The following is an 18,588-nucleotide window of genomic DNA, read 5'->3' on the forward strand; positions in this document are numbered from 1 at the left end:
TCATCGATGCTCGGTCTATTTTGCACTGGTTTATCAATAACGATTAAGCTGATTAGAAAATTCATTTGTCTTTGTGGTGGCTAACCTTATATCGTGTAGTCAGAACTAATTAATTTAGGAAAAATAGAAATGGCAGATTTTGATTATATTTGTATCGGTGGTGGAAGTGGTGGAATTGCATCAGCGAACCGCGCATCTAAACACGGCAAAAAAGTGGCGTTAATTGAAGCGCGTCATATTGGTGGCACCTGTGTAAACGTAGGGTGCGTGCCGAAAAAAGCTATGTGGTTTGGTGCCCAAGTTGCTGAAGCGATAAATCATTATGCAGCAGATTACGGTTTCGATGTAACGGTGAATAAATTCGATTGGAAAAAATTAGTCGATAGTCGCGAAGCCTATATTAAGCGTATTCATGCCTCATACGATCGTGTATTAGGTAACAACGACATTACCGTCATTAACGGTTTTGCGCGTTTCGTTGATAAAAATACGGTCGAAGTTGATGGTAAACATTACACCGCAGATCACATTCTTATCGCGACCGGCGGTCGTCCCGTTACCCCGAGTATTCCTGGCGCAGATTTAGGCATAGATTCTGACGGTTTTTTCGAGCTAACTGAGCAACCTAAGCGCGTAGTGGTAGTAGGAGCAGGGTATATCGCTGTTGAACTAGCTGGCGTTTTGCACTCACTTGGTAGCGAAACCCATTTGGTGGTGCGTAAGCATGCGCCGCTACGCTCCTTCGATACGATGTTGAGTGAGACGTTAGTCGAAACGATGGCGCAAGATGGCCCAACTTTGCATACTCATCGTATTCCAGAAAAACTGGAAAAAAATGATGATGATAGTCTGACGTTGACCTTTGAATGTGGCGAAAAGCTTGAAGCTGATTGTGTTATTTGGGCAATAGGTCGTGCTCCGGCAAACGATAATATGGGGCTTGAAAAAGCAGGTGTAAAAGTTAATCAGCGAGGGTATATCGCGGTTGATAAATATCAAAACACCAGTGTGGACGGCATATACGCCGTTGGCGATAATATAGGGAAAGTCGAGCTTACCCCTGTTGCGGTAAAGGCTGGACGTTTATTGTCAGAGCGCATATTTAATGGTCAAACAGACGCGCATATGGATTATACATTGATCCCAACAGTGGTCTTCAGTCACCCTGCAATTGGTACTATGGGGTTAACCGAGCTTGAGGCCGAAGCGGAGTTTGGTAAAGACAATGTTAAAGTATATAACTCGAGCTTTGCCGCTATGTACACTGCACTGACGAGCCACAGACAAATGACACGCATGAAACTGATTTGTGTTGGCGAAAATCAAAAGGTCGTGGGTATTCACGGTATCGGTTACGGTATGGATGAAATTTTACAAGGCTTCGGCGTAGCCATGAAAATGGGCGCAACTAAAGCCGACTTCGACGCTTGTGTAGCTATTCACCCCACCAGCGCAGAAGAATTTGTCACACTGAATTAATGATTATTACCGCAGATCCATGTGATTTTAATCATTCACGGATCGATAACATGTGATAAAAACATCTCAGTAATCTAAAGCCTCAGCTTTCCCCAGCCGAGGCTTTTTCATATCCACCACCCCACCCAGAAATAAGCTTTCTAACGCTCTCCTAAGCATGACACCCATAACAAAACGCTCTCCTAAGCATGACACCCATAGCAAAACAGTAATTTTCGCCTAATAAACTACACTTACCAGGTCTTTCATCATATATCGGGAAGGTGCGTCATGCCCCAGACTCGCAAAAGCCAAATTAGTTTATCGGACACATCCTATTACCATTGCGTTTCTCGCTGTGTACGTCGTACATTTTTGTGTGGTTTTGATAAATACACAGGCCAAAGTTACGAACACCGCCGGGGATGGGTGGAAGACAGATTGCTGTTTTTATCAACCGTGTTTGCGATAGATATATGTGCTTATGCTGTGATGAGTAATCACACCCACCTTGTGTTACACGTAGATAAAGCTCGTGCAATGAGTTGGGGAGTAGATGAAGTCCTTACACGCTATCACCTTATCCATAAAGGGACTGTGTTAACGCAAAGATACCTCGTTGGTGATCAGCTCTCAGCGGCAGAGCGAATTACTTTTAATGAAACGGCTGACATTTATCGCCGAAGATTGTATGACATTAGCTGGCTAATGCGCGATTTGAACGAGAATATTGCTAGACAGGCCAATAAGGAAGACGGTTGCACAGGCCGATTTTGGGAAGGTCGGTTTAAATCACAAGCCCTGTTAGACGAAAGCGCACTATTAGCGTGTATGGCCTATGTAGATTTAAACCCAGTAAGAGCGAGTATCGAAGAAAGCGCGCAAACCTCCCAATACACTAGCATTAAAATGCGTACAGTCGCGTTAAAGGCTAAACAACGGCAGCCTAAAAATCTTATGCCGTTTGTTGGTAACCACAGAATTAATATGCCCAAAGGCATCGCATTTGCGTTAAAGGATTATTGTGAATTAGTTGATGCGACAGGTAACCAAATTAGATACAGCAAAAAAAGTTATTTAGAACAAAAACAAAGTCCTTTATTAACATCACTTGGTTTAACTGTTGAGCAATGGATGTCCCTTACTACTGAGTTTGAAAAACATTTTTTTTCTGCCGCTGGGGCTGAGCAAATAATGCACGTTTTTAAACGCCACACTCAACATCAACGATTACGAGGCATGGGTAAAGCAAAAGCGTTACTCAATCGAAGCTAATCTAGTATTAGCGATTTAACCGAGTAAAACCACTCATAAAAAACGCATGATTTGGCTACACGTGTCTAATCCTTAGTCAAAGTATCCTTCATTAACGAATATCACTATTCCTCTGGAAAATGTCCCAATTATCCTTCAATCATGAAAGAGTTAATTTGATTGAAATGATGGAAAGCTAAATGCAAATAATATGGAAATTATCATGGGTGTCATGATAAAAATTACTTCTCTTGGGAAACGTCCGAATTATCATTCAATCATAGAAGAGTTAATTTGATTGAAATGATGGAAAGATAAATGCAAATAATATGAAAATTATTATGGGTGTCATGATAAAAATTATAGAAGAGTGAACTTGATTGAAATTATGGAAAGATAGACGCAAATGACACAAAAGTTATTATGGGTGTCATGATAAAAATTATTAGAGTCATAGAAGGAGGTGGGTGGTGTTGAGTGATATTTTGCTTGTTGGTTAATTGAAAACGCCCGGTTTAGGGGGCGTTTTCATCTGTAATCAGGGATTATATTTGAATAATGGGTTATGACGGAGCGCTTTTTACTCGCTTGATTTGCTCATCTACAAAGGGTAAATGTTCAGTTTTAATCCACAAACGTACGCCTTCTTTACCTGCTCTTACACTGAACGTGCTACCTATTGGCAAACGAAGCCAGCTATATTTAATAAGGGTGTCGTTTCCTTCAATGCATTCACCTTCAAGTACCAAAAGCTCCAGACCGTTTGAGGCATCTAGGTTCAGTACATTATTGGCTGCTAATTCAAATATCGTGACGGTTTCAAATGCATCTTTGTATAGATTTTTTTGGCTGTAACCTTGGGCTGGTGGAACGAATTCGTAGCTTAGGTGCGAATTATAAGCTGTAACACCTATATTCACATGCCGTCTGTCTTGCGGGTCAAACTGCCACAACTTTACAAAGATCACGCACCCTTGTGCCGAGCCCGGTGTGTGTGATGATTGTGGCGGATTACGGATATAAGAGCCAGCGGGATAGTCACCGTGCTCGTCCTGAAATACGCCTTCCAGCACAATGAACTCTTCACCCCCACTGTGAACATGGGGCGAAAAGTGGCTGCCAGACGCGTAACGGACAATAGTCGTCGCTCGCGCAACTTCATCACCCACGCGATCCAATGGACGACGTTCAACGCCTACCATAGGTGAGGCTATCCACGGTTGCTGCTGACTGTGAACAACGACGCGTTGGCTAAAATCTGCATTTATATTCATGTTCAGGCTCCTATTAGGCACAAAAATCTGTGCGTTTCACATTAAGCCGCAATACTTGGACGCACAGCCATACCATCGTGCCAAGCTTGTAGGTGCGTTAAGTCAGCAGGTATCTGTATATTACAGAAACCCCCGAACACTAACCCACACCACAAGGTGATATCGGCTACGCTAAATTCCTCACCTGCCGCATAAGCATGTTTAGCCAGTACGGAATCAAAGTATGCCAGACCTTTGAAAGCTCTAGCTTGCTGATCTTGGCCCCATGTTTTGTTTTGATTTGTTTCCAGTGCTGGGCCTAAACCATCTGTCGCATGGTGAAAATAGCTGGCAATGGCATCCAGTACTTGGGTTTCAGCACGGCGCTGCATCATACTGATAACCGCACGTTCTTTAGGCGTCACGCCAGTAAGAGATGGCCCAGCAAAATGATGGTCAATATATTCGATGATAGCAGGGCATTCAGCGATAAATGTGCCATCGTCAAGTTCAAGCACCGGCACGCCAGCAAAGGGGTTTTTTGCTAAAAAAGCTTCACTTCTATGCTCTGCATTCATGAGATCGACAGACTTGAAAGTCACTGCATCAAGTGCATTTTTTTCAGCTAGAGCGATACGAACGCGAAGAGGATTAGGGAAATTTTCTACATCGTGAATAATCATAGGGTCTACCTTAAAGTAAATAAAATGGGTTGGTTACAAATAATTATCTTAGTAGTAATATGGAAATCATTACTATACCTATCTACTGGTAGGTAGTTATAGGGATCTAATTAACTGGTGTCAAATTTATTAGGTCAAAATTTATCAAAATTGGCGTGATGAAGTTTTTGAAAAATATTTTATTATAATAAATTCAGATGGTTACAAGTCATGATTAGCTTGTTTTAATTTATGGGCAAACCACCTAACCAAAAAGCTATACACGTGAATTATCCATAGGTAATCGATACGCGTATTGATGGAAATTGCTTAGCTAAGCAGGGTTATCGGTAGAAAATAACGGAAAACGGTCAAGGAGATGTTTCGACTTGTACCCATGTATCTACTGATAGATAATTGCCGAAAAAGGGAGTGTGCATGAGCAAAAAGCAGCAGTTACTTAAAGCGGCCGAAAATAAAGTTAGAACCGGTGGTTACAACAACTTTAGCTTTCGAGAATTAGCGGATGAAATCGGTATCAAAAGCTCCAGCGTGCATTATCACTTTCCTACCAAAGCTGATTTGGGCGCAGAATTAGCGCGCCAATACACGGATAATTTTATTGCAAATCTGGGCTCGCCCGACGAGCTTATTACCCATGGTAAAAACCCCATTGAGGTGTACTCTCAACAATTCCAACATGCATTAACGCAAGATAAAAAAATGTGCCTTTGTGGTTTGTTGGGGGCGGAGACTGACGGCTTACCTGAAAAGGTTAAGCTACAGACTCGACGTTTCTTTGAGCAAAACATCCAGTGGTTAACCCATGCATATACACTTGGCACTGACAACACTGAGCAGCAAGCAAAAAGTCAGGCTGTCGCTGCTATTTCCTTGCTTGAAGGTGCCATGTTGGTTAGTAAAGCAATGAACGATGACGATCTATTTGCCGCCGTTAGTGCCCAATTATTCGCGCGTTGATATGCCCGCAAAAGGTTGTTGCTTAAGCTTCTCGCTACTTCAGACCCTCTGAAGCGATTTTGCGATCAGTAAGTGAATTCAGCTCTGGTGATTTGCTAGGTCTTTTGATTGCTAAATTCAACAAAGCCACCAGTGATTAGTGGCGATTGTCTACAATCACCTGCTTCGACATAATGCTCTGCATTTACTACCTTGCTCTGTCATTATGTCTTTGCATGATGGCAACATAAGCCTAAATAACGCTTATTCCGCCGCCAAATGCGCGGTATATATCTACTAATCTGTTGAAGCTTTGTTGCTCAAGCAAGGCAAGTTGATCGCGGCTTTGCAATACATCACGTTGTGCTTCTAATAGCTCAATAAACTCGCCACTACCTACTTCAAAACGTTGTTTAGCGATAGTCATGGCCTTTTCGCTAGCCTGCCATTGATGTTTTGTGCTTAATTGCTGTTGGCGACTAAAGTTATAGCTTTGCAATGAAAACTGCATATCAGCTAGGGCATCAAAAACCTGTTGCTCAAATTGGGCTAGAGCAATATCTGAACTTGCTTCGGCCTGATGAATACGCGCTTTAACCGAACCCAAGTCAGCAGCTTGCCAGCTTAGAGTCGGGGCGACACTCCAACTTTTTGTGTTACCACCGAGAGTTAGTCCTGGACCAGACAAAAAACCTAAAAAACCATTCACTGAAACGTTCGGGTATAAATCTGCGGTCGCTACACCAATACGAGCAGTACTGGCGGCTAAAGCCCGTTCTGAACTGGCTACATCAGCGCGATAACGAAGATAGTTTTCACCTTGTACCAACGCAACGGGTTGCGATAATTGAGGTAAACTCGGTTCGCTAATCAGAGCTAAATGCCCCGGTTTTTTTGCCAGCAAGGCAGATAACGTTGCATCGGCGCGCGCTAACAATGTCTGCATCTGAGGCAGGCTGGCCTCAACTTGAAATACCTGCGCATCAATGCGCGCAATTTCTAATTCAGAGGCAAAGCCCGCCTGAAAACGTGCTTTGACTATGGTGCGTGTTTGGCGCAAATTAGCGAGGTTTTGCTCGGCCACTTTTAAGCGGAATTGTGCACCTCGATAGTCACCATAACTCGCTGCCACTTGACTGATAATTTGTAGTTGAGCATCGTGCCATAAAATGTCGGCTTGCTCTGCTTCGGCCAGTGATGCTTCAATCGCTCGGCGTACTTTACCGAATAAATCCACATCCCAAGTCAAATTAGCGCCCGTATTATAACCACGTGTGATGGTATTATTATCGGTACTTAGTAAGGTTGGATTTTTAGCCGCTTGGTAGCCTGCGTCCAAGGTACCTTTAGGCAATACATCGTTAGCGCTGTTACGAAATATCGCATAGGCACGCAGCACATTAGCTTGAGCTTGAAACAACGTACGATTTTCTTCTAATGCGACATTAATTAACTGATTCAGATCTTCATCACCAAAAGCCTGCCACCAATTGGTTAGCTTATCTGCTTGTTGATATGAGTCTGTTAACGCAATATTTTTTACCTTAGTTGGGGCTTGATAGTCAGGCCCTACAGCGCAGGCGCTAAGGACTACAAGTAGTCCCGCGAGTGTGCCGATTTTTTTAATGTTACCCATGGTCAGCCTCCTGTTTGGCAGTGTTTAATTGAGTGGAACTAAGTGCATTTTGCTCACCGCGTTTAGCCAGTACGTAGTAAAATAATGGGGTAAGCAATAGGCCAAATAGGGTCACGCCGATCATGCCTGAGAACACTGCTACGCCCATAGCTTGACGCATTTCAGCCCCTGGGCCCGTTGATAGCACCATTGGCACTACGCCCATAATAAATGCAATTGATGTCATCAAAATGGGACGTAAACGCAGTCGACCGGCTTCTAATATGGCTTCTCTGGCGGTTTTGCCTTCGTCTTGTAAATCTTTTGCGAACTCCACAATCAAGATTGCATTTTTAGTTGCCAGCCCCACCAGTACAATAAATCCGATTTGGGTGAATATATTGTTGTCACCCCCTGCGATAAGTACACCGCTTAAAGCTGACAATAACGTCATGGGAATAATCAAAATAATGGCCAGCGGTAAGCTAAGGCTTTCGTATTGAGCAGCCAACACCATAAACACCAACAATATGATCAACGGGAAAATATACATACCCGCATTACCCGCCAGAATTTGTTGATAAGTTAGTTCTGTCCATTCATAGCTCATGCCGTTAGGTAAGGTCTCGGCTAAGATCTTCTCAATAGCCGCTTGGGCCTCACCAGAACTGAATCCTGGCGCGGCACCCCCGTTAATCTCCGCAGTGGTAAAGCCGTTGTAATGCATAACTCGGTCAGGGCCTGCGGTATTGTTAACGCTAATAAACGAGCCAATTGGCACCATATCACCGCGATTGTTACGTACTTTCAGTTGGGCAATTTGCTCAGGGGTTTGTCTGAACTGCTCATCTGCTTGTACATTAACTTGGTATGTACGACCGAACTGGTTGAAGTCATTGGCGTATACCGAGCCCATATATCCCTGCAAAGTCGTAAATAACTCATCTAAAGAAACAGATTGTTGTTTTGCTTTAGTGCGATCGATGTCCACATCTAATTGCGGTACATTAATTTGATAACTTGAGAAAACACCCGCCAATTCAGGGGTAGCCCATGCTTTTTGCATCACTTGCATGGTGATTTTATAGAGCTCGTCGTAACCGTAATTTGCGCGGTCTTGAATTTGCAATCTAAAGCCACCTATCGTGCCTAAACCCTGTACTGGCGGGGGCGGGAATATGGCAATGTAGGCATCTTCAATGGCCGCAAATTTTTGATTAAGCGCAGCCGCTATAGCGCCAGCCGATAACGATGGGTCGGTGCGATCTGCGAAATCATCGAGCGGAGTAAACACAATCCCACTATTAGTGCTATTAGTTAAACCATTGATGCTTAAACCAGGGAAGGCAACTGAGTGGGCAACGCCGGGTTGCTCAAGGGCAATACGAGACATTTCTTTAATGACCGCTTCGGTGCGTTCCAGTGATGCAGCATCAGGTAATTGGGCGAACGCCACTAGATATTGTTTGTCTTGACCGGGTACATATCCCGTTGGCGTGGTTGCGAATTGCAAGCCCGTCAAACCAACTAAGCCAATATAAATCACACCTACCAACAACCCGAAGCGCAACACTTTTTTAACTACCCAGCCGTAACCGTTTGATAAACGCGTAAAGAAACGATTGAACGGATTAAACAGCCAACGGCCTAATAATTTGTCCATGGCACGAGTCAAAAGATCTTTTTTCTCGTGAGGGCTTCTAAGTAGTAAGGCTGATAGAGCAGGGCTTAACGTTAACGAGTTAATTGCTGATATAAAAGTTGAAATAGTAATCGTTAACGCGAATTGCTTGTAGAATTGACCTGTTAAACCAGACATAAACGCTGTTGGAATAAACACCGCAGCGAGTACCAATGTCGTTGCCACAATAGGGCCAGTGACTTCTTTCATGGCTTTTTGGGTAGCAGCAACAGGAGACAAACCTTCTTCAATGTTACGCTCGACGTTTTCTACCACCACTATGGCATCATCCACGACTATGCCTATGGCTAAAACCAAGCCAAATAATGATAACGCATTTAACGAAAAGCCTAGCAGATGCATAAAGGCGAATGTGCCGACCAATGATACGGGTACCGCCACTAATGGAATGATCGAAGCGCGCCACGTTTGTAAAAACAACACCACTACCAGAACGACTAACAACAAGGCTTCAAATAAGGTTTTAACGACTGCCTCAATCGAACCGCGCACGAATACCGTTGGGTCATAAACAATGTCGTAACTTAAACCATCAGGGAAGGTTTGCGATAATTCGGTCATTTTACTGCGTACATCGTTTGAAATCTGAATCGCATTTGAGCCAGATGCTTGAAAAACAGGCATTGCAGCAGCATCTTGATTGTCCAACATTGAACGTAATGCATAAGACGAAGCGCCTAATTCTACTCGTGCTACATCTTTTAACCGGCTTATCTGGCCTTGTTCACCAACTTTGATAATTATGTCTTCAAATTCTTCAACATTGGTTAAGCGACCTTTGACGTTGATTAAAAGTTGAAAATCACTATTCCCACTTGGTTGCGCGCCTAAGCTACCGGCGGCAGCTTGTTGGTTTTGTTCACGGATAGCGCTAACAATGTTACCTGGTGATAAACCTAAGGCCGCGACTTTGTTGGGGTCTAGCCATACGCGCATACTATAGTCGCCTGCACCAAATACACGTACTTGGCCAACGCCTTCTATTCGTGCTAATTCGTCTTTTACGTTTAACACCGCATAGTTTGATAAGTACAACATATCGTAGCGTTTATCTGGCGAGGTTAAATGCACGACCATAGTTAAATCTGGCGACGACTTTTCGGTTACTACACCTAAGCGCTGAACTTCTTCCGGTAGGCGCGGTTTAGCGCGCTCAACCCGGCTCTGTACTTGGGTTTGGGCTAAATCCACGTCACTGCCAATAGCAAATGTGATGGTTAAGGTCATGCGCCCATCAGATGTGGCCTGAGAAGACATATACAACATGTTTTCAACGCCGTTAATTTCCTGTTCCAGTGGCGAAGCCACCGTTTCGGCAATAACTTTAGGGTTGGCACCCGGATAATTAGCGGTCACAACTACGGTAGGTGGTACTACTTCAGGGTACTCAGTAATAGGCAGTTGCCATACTGAGATTGCACCCACGATAAAGAATATAAGAGATATAACCGCCGCAAATATGGGACGACGTATAAAATACTGCGAAAACATAATCGTCCCCTTAACCGCGATCTACAAGTGTTTCGTTGGCTTGCGCCGTCAATTCATTGCTAGTTTGGTCGAGTGATTTTTGTTGCTGGCGCAGTGCGGTAAGGATCTCTTGCGAGGTCATATCGACAACTTTGGGTTGTATTTGCATATTGGCTCGTACGCGCTGTAAGCCATTTATTACGATGGTGTCCTGGGGGAATAAACCGTCGGTGACTATGCGTAATCCATTGATTTTTTCGCCTAAAACAACGTTGCGATATTCAAGTTGATTATCTTGCTTTACAACCAACACAAATTTTTTGTTTAGATCCGTACCCACCGCTTTTTCATCAATTAAAATACCTTGATAAGAGTTACTGCCAACCAACTTAACTCGGGCAAATAAACCTGGTAGCAATGCATGATCTTGATTAGGGAACGTCGCGCGAATACGTATGGTGCCAGTTTGTTGATTCACTGCGTTGTCAACGAAATCAATGTTACCTGCATAGTCGAAGTTAATGTCGTTAGCCAAAGCCATATACACAGGGTTTCCACTAGCATCGCGGGTATTGCTGCGTTTTCCCGACTGAGCGAGCTGAACGTATTTAAGATAAGTTTGCTCATCAACATCGAAGTAGGCGTACATTTTATCCATTGATACCAAGCTGGTTAGTATGCTTTGCCCCGCTGTCACAAAGTTACCTTGAGTTATCTGAGCATAAGAAACACGGCCTGAAATAGGGGCTGTTACTTGTGTATAAGACAAGTCAAGTTCAGCACGTACCAATGCCGCCGATACTGATGCGACAGTTGCTGACGTTTGTTGCTTACGCGCTAAGCGCCCATCGAGAATTTCTATTGATACAGCGCGTTGTTCGCTTAGGGTTTTAGCTCGATTAAAATCGTTTTGTGCTTGTATATATGCGCTTTGCGCACTTTGAAGTTCTGCTTTTAGGCGATCAGCTTCTGCTTTAAAAGCGCGTGGGTCTATTTGAAATAGAACGTCACCCTTTTCAACAACCGCACCTTCCTCAAACAAAACGTTTTCAATGTAACCCGATACACGTGGAATCAAGGTTACTGTTTGCGGCGCCTGAAGGCGGCCGGTAAATTCGTCCCATTCAGTAATGCGTTCATGCACGACTTTAGCAACGGTTACTTGAGGTGCCGCTGGAGCTGTGGGTTGTTTAGGTGTATCTGGATCGCCGCAAGCTACCAAAACAATGCTAGCGGCTATGCCTAATATCCAATTTTTCATGCTGTGTTTTGTGCTCATGAGCCTAGTTTTCCTAATTTTTACGCTGTTGGTAATTTGATTCTTTGTAAAATTTGATACTTATGTACTGGTCGGTAAGAATATAGATGTGATTTACACAGTCAATCTATTTATGTACCGATTGGTAATTTATTTTTGTGCTAACTAATAACCGTTTTGATGAGTTCTCTTTTAAACGAGAGTATTTGATTGATAGGCGCCGTGAAATTTGAACTTTGCTTCATTTAGTCTGACTAACCATGAAACGCATAGTACGCAAAGGGCTGGGTGATATGAATGCCGAAAGCTGCAAGATTATTGCCTAATTCTATAAATTGGAAATAACCAATTTTCTGTACTTACTAGTAAATAACCCCTTATAGACAAGGGTTAATTACCTGTTTATTATGTGAGCATAATTATATCAGGAGCCGAATAATGAGTGCTGTTAGTTGTAATGCTGCAGTGGGTAGACCACGCGCTTTTGACATGCAAATTGCGCTTGAAAGAGCGTTAGAGGTTTTTTGGGCCAAAGGTTACGACGGTGCTTCACTGTCTGATTTAACCAGTGCGATGGGTATCAACAAGCCCAGTTTGTATTCTGCATTTGGTAACAAAGAGCAGCTGTTTTTAAAATCGATAGAGTTTTATGAAAATCGCCCTTGTGGTTTTTTTAAGCCCGCTTTAGCGCAACCAACCGCTTATGAAGTAGCGGAATATATGTTGTTAGGCGCGGCTAAAAATATGTCTGACCCATCGCATCCTCAAGGATGCGTTATGGTGCAAGGTGCGTTGGCCTGCAGTGAAGCTGCTGCTGGTGTAAAAGAAGAGTTAACTAAGCGCCGTCAGCAAAATGAAGAGCAAGTGCGTGATCGTTTCCAATTAGCCAAAGAACAGGGTGACTTAGCAAAAGATATTGACGTTGGCACATTGGCTCGTTTTATCAGTACCGTTATACAAGGAATAGCCATTCAAGCCAGCAGTGGCGCCACCGAAGACCAACTCGTTGACGTAGCAAAATTAGCATTAACGAGTTTTCCACGTAATTCTTAATTGCCGACTTAATATTATTTTTCTGCCTATTCATACGTGCTTACGCTAAGAATAGGCTGTATTGAAGCGCATTACCTCACCCCTTGGTTATATCGTTCGGGCGTGCCTACTGAATTATATTTACGAAGCAAAATCTGTCGCTAAGATCCTCTAAATTCTATTACTCAGTTGGTAAATAACGGAAAGTTCGGATAACGTTAAACTAACATACTGCTTGTCGTTAATGTGTGTTAAACATGCTGTAATTTGAGCTTCCTTTTAATCTTATTAATAATTGTAAAATATAGATAAACAAAGGGCTAAAGATATTAATTGGTTTTTGTTTTGCGTATAATCTTAATTGGTCTACGCAACGAAAAACGCAACTGTTGGCTGCATTGTAAAAGTAGCTTTTCACTGTCGATGTTTGATTAAATCGAGGTGTATGCAATCAGTTTTTAAAGGTCTGTAACACCGATACGTTCGGCGTTCTTTTATGCAGTTTCTCGTCATATCCATAGTGTGCAATATTTTATACGGAAAAAGATTATGAAGGTAATTTGCATTGGTGAAATGCTCATCGATTTTGTGTGTACAGATACCAACAAGGGTTTGGTAAATGGCGTTAATTACGTAAAAAAATCAGGTGGTGCGCCAGCAAACGTTGCAGCTTGCATCGGTAAATTAGGTGGTGAGCCAATTTTAGTTGGTTCAGTTGGTAATGATCCGTTCGGCGCGTTTTTAATTGAAGAAGTAAAACGTTATGCGGTTAACACTGATCATGTTGCGTCTTTGTCCACATCTACTACTTTGGCCTTTGTATCATTAGGTGATAATGGCGAGCGTGAATTTGCCTTTAATAGAGGGGCTGACGAACAGCTTAATCTAGATGACGCAACGATAGACACATTGTTGAGTGACTCAATTTTACATCTTGGTTCAGCCACTGCATTGTTAGGTGGTGAACTAGGCGACAGTTATTTGCGTATCGCTCAGCAAGCCAAGAAGAATGGCAATATTATTTGTTTCGATCCTAATTTCAGAATAGATTTATGGCGTGGCCGCGAAGCTGAATTCAGAGATATCTGTAATACTTACTTTGCCTTAGCTGATATTGTAAAAGTCAGTGACGAAGAACTAGTTTTGCTTTCACATCAGGATGATATGGCAAAGGGTTGCCAGTACTTTCATGATTTAGGTGTCAAAGTTGTATTGGTTACGCTAGGTCCAGATGGCTGCTTAATTTCACAAAATGGTCAGCAATATATTGTCCCAGCCTATGAGATTAATGCAGTAGACACCACTGGTGCCGGAGATTCTTTTATTGGCGCAATATTATTTCAAATGGCGAAAAGTGCGCCAGGCGAAAACTTCTATCAGGACGACTTCAAAGGTTTTATTGAGTTTGCCGGAAAAGTAAGTGGTTTAGTATGCGCTAAAATTGGCGCAATGACGGCGTTACCCACCTTACCTGAAGTTAATGCCATGACGTTCGTAGTTAAAAACAAAGCATAGATAAAATTTAATACTAATCAGATGGTTAGTATTAAATTAACCATTAAAAAGGGACCTTCAGTAACTGATGGTCCCTTTTTAATGTTGGCTTTTTTAAATACAGCAAATTTAGTCGATGCTTAAAAGTCGCTCTGCGGTATATTCATTGGTTATCAATGAGTTAACTAACTTTGAACGCAGGGCGCCTAGAATTGCGAAAACCTTATCTTCACCGGCAGCTATGGCAAATACAGGTTTGCTGGAGGCAACAATAAGGGGCGTACTAGCGACCCGTTGATTGATGCCACAGTCAAGCAACTGACCGTTTTTGTCAAAAACCCAGCTGATAATTTCACCGACTGCGCCGCCAGTTTGCAACTCGTCTAACTCTTTAGGCGTAACGAAACCATCTAAATGTAGTGGCGAATTAGTGCCTAAATTCCCTACACCTACAAAGGTTACGTCAGCTTGTCGAGCTAATGCCATATTCTGTGCAATATGCGGCATAACATGTAACTGATTTTTTGCTTTCACACTTTGCGGTAATACGGGCAGCGGCATAGGATAATGCTTAGCGTTTACGCGTTCGGCCATACGCACGACTACATCGTAAGGAGACGCCGCTCCATCAGATGTCATGTTACCAAGTAAGGCAACAATTCTATGCTGGGTGCAATCAAGTGGGGCCAACTCATCTACGCAGGCGCGCAATACTCGGCCAGTTCCCATAGCCAATATTTTGGGTTCTGTTGATTTTAAATGGCGTTCAATTTCGTTAGCTCCAGCTTGGGCTAAACCCACGGTCGAAGTAGGATCGCTAAGGTCACTTGGCACCACTTCACAAGAAAGTAGTCCAAACCGGTTAGCAATTTTTTCAGCCAAGTCCATGCACTTAGCAATGGGATGATCGAGTCTTACTTTTACTAACTTCTCGCTGACGGATAATGCCACCATGCGCTGAGCAGATTGGCGAGAAATTCCGAGCTTTTTTGCGATGTCATCTTGGGTATTACCCGCAACATAATATAACCAGCCGGCTCGAGCGGCGTCGTCTAATCGTCTATTTTCGGCACTGGAAAGCTTAACCACGTTTATCTCGCATATTAGGTATTGTGTTGAGCGTCGGTGCAAGCGCATAGAGATCTTGCCAATTTTGGATTGTCGTCAAATTATCAACAGAGGGTTCGACGGGTTGCCTCCATTGCTGCATATGGCCTGCGCCAGCATACCGGATAACCTGCATTTGGGCGGCCTTGGCCCCCTCGATGCCTGCAGGGGAATCTTCAATCACTAGGCAATATTGAGGATCAACCCCCATTTTTTCTGCTGCGTATAAAAATAAATCAGGAGCGGGTTTACCGTTTTCTACTTCAGAAGCAGTGAAAACGTTATCCCCAAAGTAGTGGCCAATACGCGTTATATCTAGCGCTCGACTGACTCGCTGAGGGCTGCTACTGGTCGCCACGCAATAAGGTACTTTGAGCTCTAATAACATTTGCTCTAGTCCAACTGTGGGTTCAAGCTCCAAAGCGAAAACCTGCATTAATTTAGTTTGATAGTCTTGGGAAAACGAATTTGCCAATGTTACGTTAAAGTCAGCGAAAATTTTGGCCGTGACATGCTCAAAACTATGTCCAAGAAAGTTCGCTTCAAAATATTCATCGGATATGGCCACATCAAGCTCCAAGAGCATTTGTAGCAATACGCGTTTACTGATAATTTCACTATCTATCAGTACCCCATCGCAATCAAAAATGATTAATTCTATGGGGTACTGCAAAAGTGATGTGTGGGAAGGAGTCATTCAATAACCGACAATTATTATTATTGTTTTAAATACCACTCTAAGGTCTTTTCAGTACCTGAAGCCCAGAGCATTTCTAACATCGACGTAAAATGATTAACAAATACGGTGTTGCGTGAGAGTGTCCCAAATATGTCCGTCATTTGCAAAAATATTGCTGGTTCCACTTTTGCCATAGAGGCTTGTTTTATAAGCCTTTTAGCTTGTGGGTCATCAATAGTTATTTTGCTATTGGCAACATCGCCTTCAGCACAAAGTCGACACCACAATGCCACAACTAACGCTAGTCCAGCACAATCTCTACCTTGTTCTAAATTCGCCACAATAGTGGGCAAAATAAATTTGGGTAAGCGGTTTGATGCATCTTGGCAGAGGCGCGGCACAGTATCGCACACCTCAGGATTAGCAAATCGAGATTCGATAACGGCAAAATAGTCATCAAAATCGACCCCAGGTACACTAGGTAAAGTAGGAATAACTTCCTGGGTAACCAGTTTTTTCAAGTACAAGCTTATAAGCGGGTGGGCCATAACATCGTGTACAAAGTGAATGCCGAATAGAGCCCCTGGATAGGCAATTGCCGCGTGGCCACCATTTAAAATACGTAACTTCATCAGTTCAAAAGGGGCTACATCTGCAACAAATTCGACACCAACTTCTTCTAGGGGAGGGCGTCCATTGGCAAAGTCATCCTCTAGTACCCATTGTCTAAATGGTTCGCAAAAAACAGGGGCTTGGTCTTCTATATCAAATAAAGTCACCAGACGTTGGCGCTCTTGCTCTGATGTTGCCGGGGTAATACAGTCAACCATAGAATTCGGAAAGGTAACGTTTTGGTCGATCCACTGGGCTAAATCGCCGTCGATCGCTGCTGCCATTTCACTCACTACGCGTTTGGCAATTTTACCGTTATGAGGAATATTGTCACAGGACATAATGGTAAAAGCCGGTTTGTTTTGTTCCTTACGACGTTTAAGCGCGGCTATCATTAAGCCAAATACGGTTGTGGGGGAGTCAATATTAGCGATATCCCTTTGGATTTCATCATGGGCAAGGTTGAACCCGCCCGTTTTATCGTCCATAAAGTAGCCACCCTCGGTAATCGTCAGCGACACTATGCGGATCTGACTATCGGTGAGCGCGTCAATTAACGTACTGGCATCATTTTCGATGAAATCGAGCATTGAAGCGCAAACCCTAGCGGTGAGTCCTTTTGCGTCTAGTTCTACCACGGTCGTTAACCAGTCCTGAGCTTTCAGCTTCTCACGCATAACCGAGTCGTAGGATTTAATGCCTGCTCCTCTGATAGCCCAATCATAGGCCAGACCTGCGTTAAATAGTTTGTCTAAATAAACCGCTTGATGAGCACGATGAAAATTACCAACACCAATGTGAATAATACCGGGTGAAAGCATTGCGCGTTGATAATTGGGTTTAGACACGTTTGGTGGTAAGGCATCAAGTGTGTCAAGGCCAAGTTTAATAGTCATTGAATTGAGCTCCTATGCTATGTAGCAAAATGCTAATACAAATCAGGTTGGTTAATTTCGCGGTTGAAAATAGCGAGACAAACCTAAAAAGGGTGTGTCTCGCTGTTTAGTCTAGTTACCCGAAAATGGAGTGGGTGGCAGAGTCTTACCCGCGGCATCAAAATGCATGATTTTGTTTTGCGGTGCGGTCAAGTTCACATCGTCGCCGTATTTCAATGGGCAATCACCATCAGCTTTAAGCGTAAGCGGACCCACGCCATCAACATGAATATGTAGAAAGGTTTCTGACCCCAGATGCTCAATTACACCCACTTTACCCGTCCAAAGACCTTTATCTTGTGTCACTTTTAAATGCTCCGGACGTACACCAACGCAACTGGTTGGATCGCCGTCAACCGGTTCAATATCAATAAAGTTCATTTTTGGCGAACCAATGAAACCAGCAACAAAGCGATTGACCGGAGTTTGGTACAACTCGAGGGGGGTCCCGACCTGCTCAATCACACCGGCGTTAAATACCGCAATGCGATCTGCCATGGTCATCGCTTCTACTTGATCGTGGGTGACATAAATCATCGTAGTATCAAGGGTTTTGTGTAACTCAGAAATTTCTAGGCGCATGTTAACGCGCAATGATGCATCTAAGTTAGACAGTGGTTCATCAAATAAAAATGCAGAAGGTTGACGCACTATCGCACGGCCAATTGCAACTCGTTGACGCTGACCGCCTGACAACTGTCCGGGTTTACGATCCAGATAATCCCCCAGATTCAGTATTTTTGCCGCAGAGGCAATTTTTGCCTCAATTTCAGCAGGGGGCACTTTTGCGCGTTTTAATGGAAACGCAATGTTGTTACGTACCGACATATGTGGATACAGCGCATAGGATTGGAACACCATGGCTAAGCCGCGCTTTGCCGGAGGCGTATTAGTGGCGTCTTTTCCGTCTATATCAATATTACCGCTGGTGGTATCTTCCAAACCTGCGATCATCCGCAACAAAGTTGATTTACCACAACCCGATGGACCAACAAATACGATAAATTCGCCATCGTGAATTTGTAGATCTATTGGTTTAATTACATTTACGTCGCCGAAATTTTTCGTGACCTGTTTTAAAGTAATGCTGCCCATGA

14 protein-coding genes are annotated in these 18,588 nt (G+C 43.4%); 5 read left to right on the forward strand and 9 right to left on the reverse strand.

The annotated features are described in order from the left end of the window. Nucleotides 1–129: 129 nt before the first annotated feature. Nucleotides 130–1,479 (forward strand): glutathione-disulfide reductase, encoded by a 1,350-nt coding sequence (gene gorA, locus GQR89_RS00825; RefSeq protein WP_158768298.1) that lies wholly within the window; start codon nucleotides 130–132, stop codon nucleotides 1,477–1,479. Nucleotides 1,480–1,749: 270 nt separating this feature from the next. After that, entirely contained in the window at nucleotides 1,750–2,733 is a 984-nt protein-coding gene (locus tag GQR89_RS00830) for a transposase (protein ID WP_158768299.1), read from the forward strand. Nucleotides 2,734–3,275: 542 nt separating this feature from the next. Here the strand turns inward: GQR89_RS00830 and GQR89_RS00835 are convergent. Beyond that, nucleotides 3,276–3,986, reverse strand: a complete 711-nt coding sequence (locus tag GQR89_RS00835; RefSeq protein WP_158768300.1) for a cupin domain-containing protein — start codon at nucleotides 3,984–3,986, stop codon at nucleotides 3,276–3,278. Nucleotides 3,987–4,027: 41 nt separating this feature from the next. Continuing rightward, complete coding sequence (locus GQR89_RS00840; protein WP_158768301.1) at nucleotides 4,028–4,648, reverse strand: glutathione S-transferase family protein; 621 nt, start codon at nucleotides 4,646–4,648, stop codon at nucleotides 4,028–4,030. A gap of 417 nt (nucleotides 4,649–5,065) precedes the next feature. Between GQR89_RS00840 and GQR89_RS00845 the strand changes: the two genes are divergently transcribed. Next, a complete protein-coding gene (locus GQR89_RS00845; protein ID WP_158768302.1) occupies nucleotides 5,066–5,608 on the forward strand; it encodes a TetR/AcrR family transcriptional regulator in 543 nt (180 codons plus the stop codon). A 232-nt stretch (nucleotides 5,609–5,840) separates the two neighbouring features. Here the strand turns inward: GQR89_RS00845 and GQR89_RS00850 are convergent, their stop codons facing one another. The 3 genes from GQR89_RS00850 to GQR89_RS00860 are packed head-to-tail and all read right to left on the reverse strand — an operon-like array spanning nucleotide 5,841 to nucleotide 11,653. Further along, on the reverse strand, nucleotides 5,841–7,223 hold the full coding sequence (locus GQR89_RS00850; RefSeq protein WP_158768303.1) for an efflux transporter outer membrane subunit: 1,383 nt from the start codon (nucleotides 7,221–7,223) through the stop codon (nucleotides 5,841–5,843). Then, nucleotides 7,216–10,398, reverse strand: a complete 3,183-nt coding sequence (locus GQR89_RS00855) for a multidrug efflux RND transporter permease subunit (RefSeq protein WP_199271407.1) — start codon at nucleotides 10,396–10,398, stop codon at nucleotides 7,216–7,218. The genes GQR89_RS00850 and GQR89_RS00855 overlap by 8 nt, the downstream gene beginning before the upstream one ends. A 7-nt stretch (nucleotides 10,399–10,405) precedes the next feature. Continuing rightward, nucleotides 10,406–11,653, reverse strand: a complete 1,248-nt coding sequence (locus tag GQR89_RS00860) for an efflux RND transporter periplasmic adaptor subunit (protein WP_158768305.1) — start codon at nucleotides 11,651–11,653, stop codon at nucleotides 10,406–10,408. A 417-nt stretch (nucleotides 11,654–12,070) separates the two neighbouring features. Here GQR89_RS00860 and GQR89_RS00865 point away from each other — a divergent pair, with 417 nt between their 5' ends. Both GQR89_RS00865 and GQR89_RS00870 read left to right on the forward strand, forming a co-directional pair. Then, nucleotides 12,071–12,685 (forward strand): TetR/AcrR family transcriptional regulator, encoded by a 615-nt coding sequence (locus GQR89_RS00865; protein ID WP_158768306.1) that lies wholly within the window; start codon nucleotides 12,071–12,073, stop codon nucleotides 12,683–12,685. A gap of 528 nt (nucleotides 12,686–13,213) precedes the next feature. Continuing rightward, nucleotides 13,214–14,179 carry a carbohydrate kinase gene (locus GQR89_RS00870; protein ID WP_158768307.1) on the forward strand — a complete coding sequence of 322 codons (966 nt, stop codon included), beginning with the start codon at nucleotides 13,214–13,216 and terminating at the stop codon, nucleotides 14,177–14,179. A 108-nt stretch (nucleotides 14,180–14,287) separates the two neighbouring features. Here the strand turns inward: GQR89_RS00870 and GQR89_RS00875 are convergent, their stop codons facing one another. From GQR89_RS00875 to GQR89_RS00890, 4 genes are all read right to left on the reverse strand, one after another. Further along, nucleotides 14,288–15,247, reverse strand: a complete 960-nt coding sequence (locus GQR89_RS00875; RefSeq protein ID WP_158768308.1) for a sugar-binding transcriptional regulator — start codon at nucleotides 15,245–15,247, stop codon at nucleotides 14,288–14,290. Continuing rightward, nucleotides 15,240–15,962 carry an HAD family phosphatase gene (locus GQR89_RS00880; RefSeq protein ID WP_158768309.1) on the reverse strand — a complete coding sequence of 241 codons (723 nt, stop codon included), beginning with the start codon at nucleotides 15,960–15,962 and terminating at the stop codon, nucleotides 15,240–15,242. The genes GQR89_RS00875 and GQR89_RS00880 overlap by 8 nt, the downstream gene beginning before the upstream one ends. A gap of 20 nt (nucleotides 15,963–15,982) precedes the next feature. Then, nucleotides 15,983–17,452 carry a mannitol dehydrogenase family protein gene (locus tag GQR89_RS00885; protein ID WP_158768310.1) on the reverse strand — a complete coding sequence of 490 codons (1,470 nt, stop codon included), beginning with the start codon at nucleotides 17,450–17,452 and terminating at the stop codon, nucleotides 15,983–15,985. Between the two features lie 111 nt (nucleotides 17,453–17,563). Further along, a complete protein-coding gene (locus tag GQR89_RS00890) occupies nucleotides 17,564–18,586 on the reverse strand; it encodes an ABC transporter ATP-binding protein (RefSeq protein ID WP_158768311.1) in 1,023 nt (340 codons plus the stop codon). Nucleotides 18,587–18,588: the final 2 nt, after the last annotated feature.

Source organism: Paraglaciecola sp. L1A13 (assembly GCF_009796745.1).
GTDB lineage: Bacteria > Pseudomonadota > Gammaproteobacteria > Enterobacterales > Alteromonadaceae > Paraglaciecola.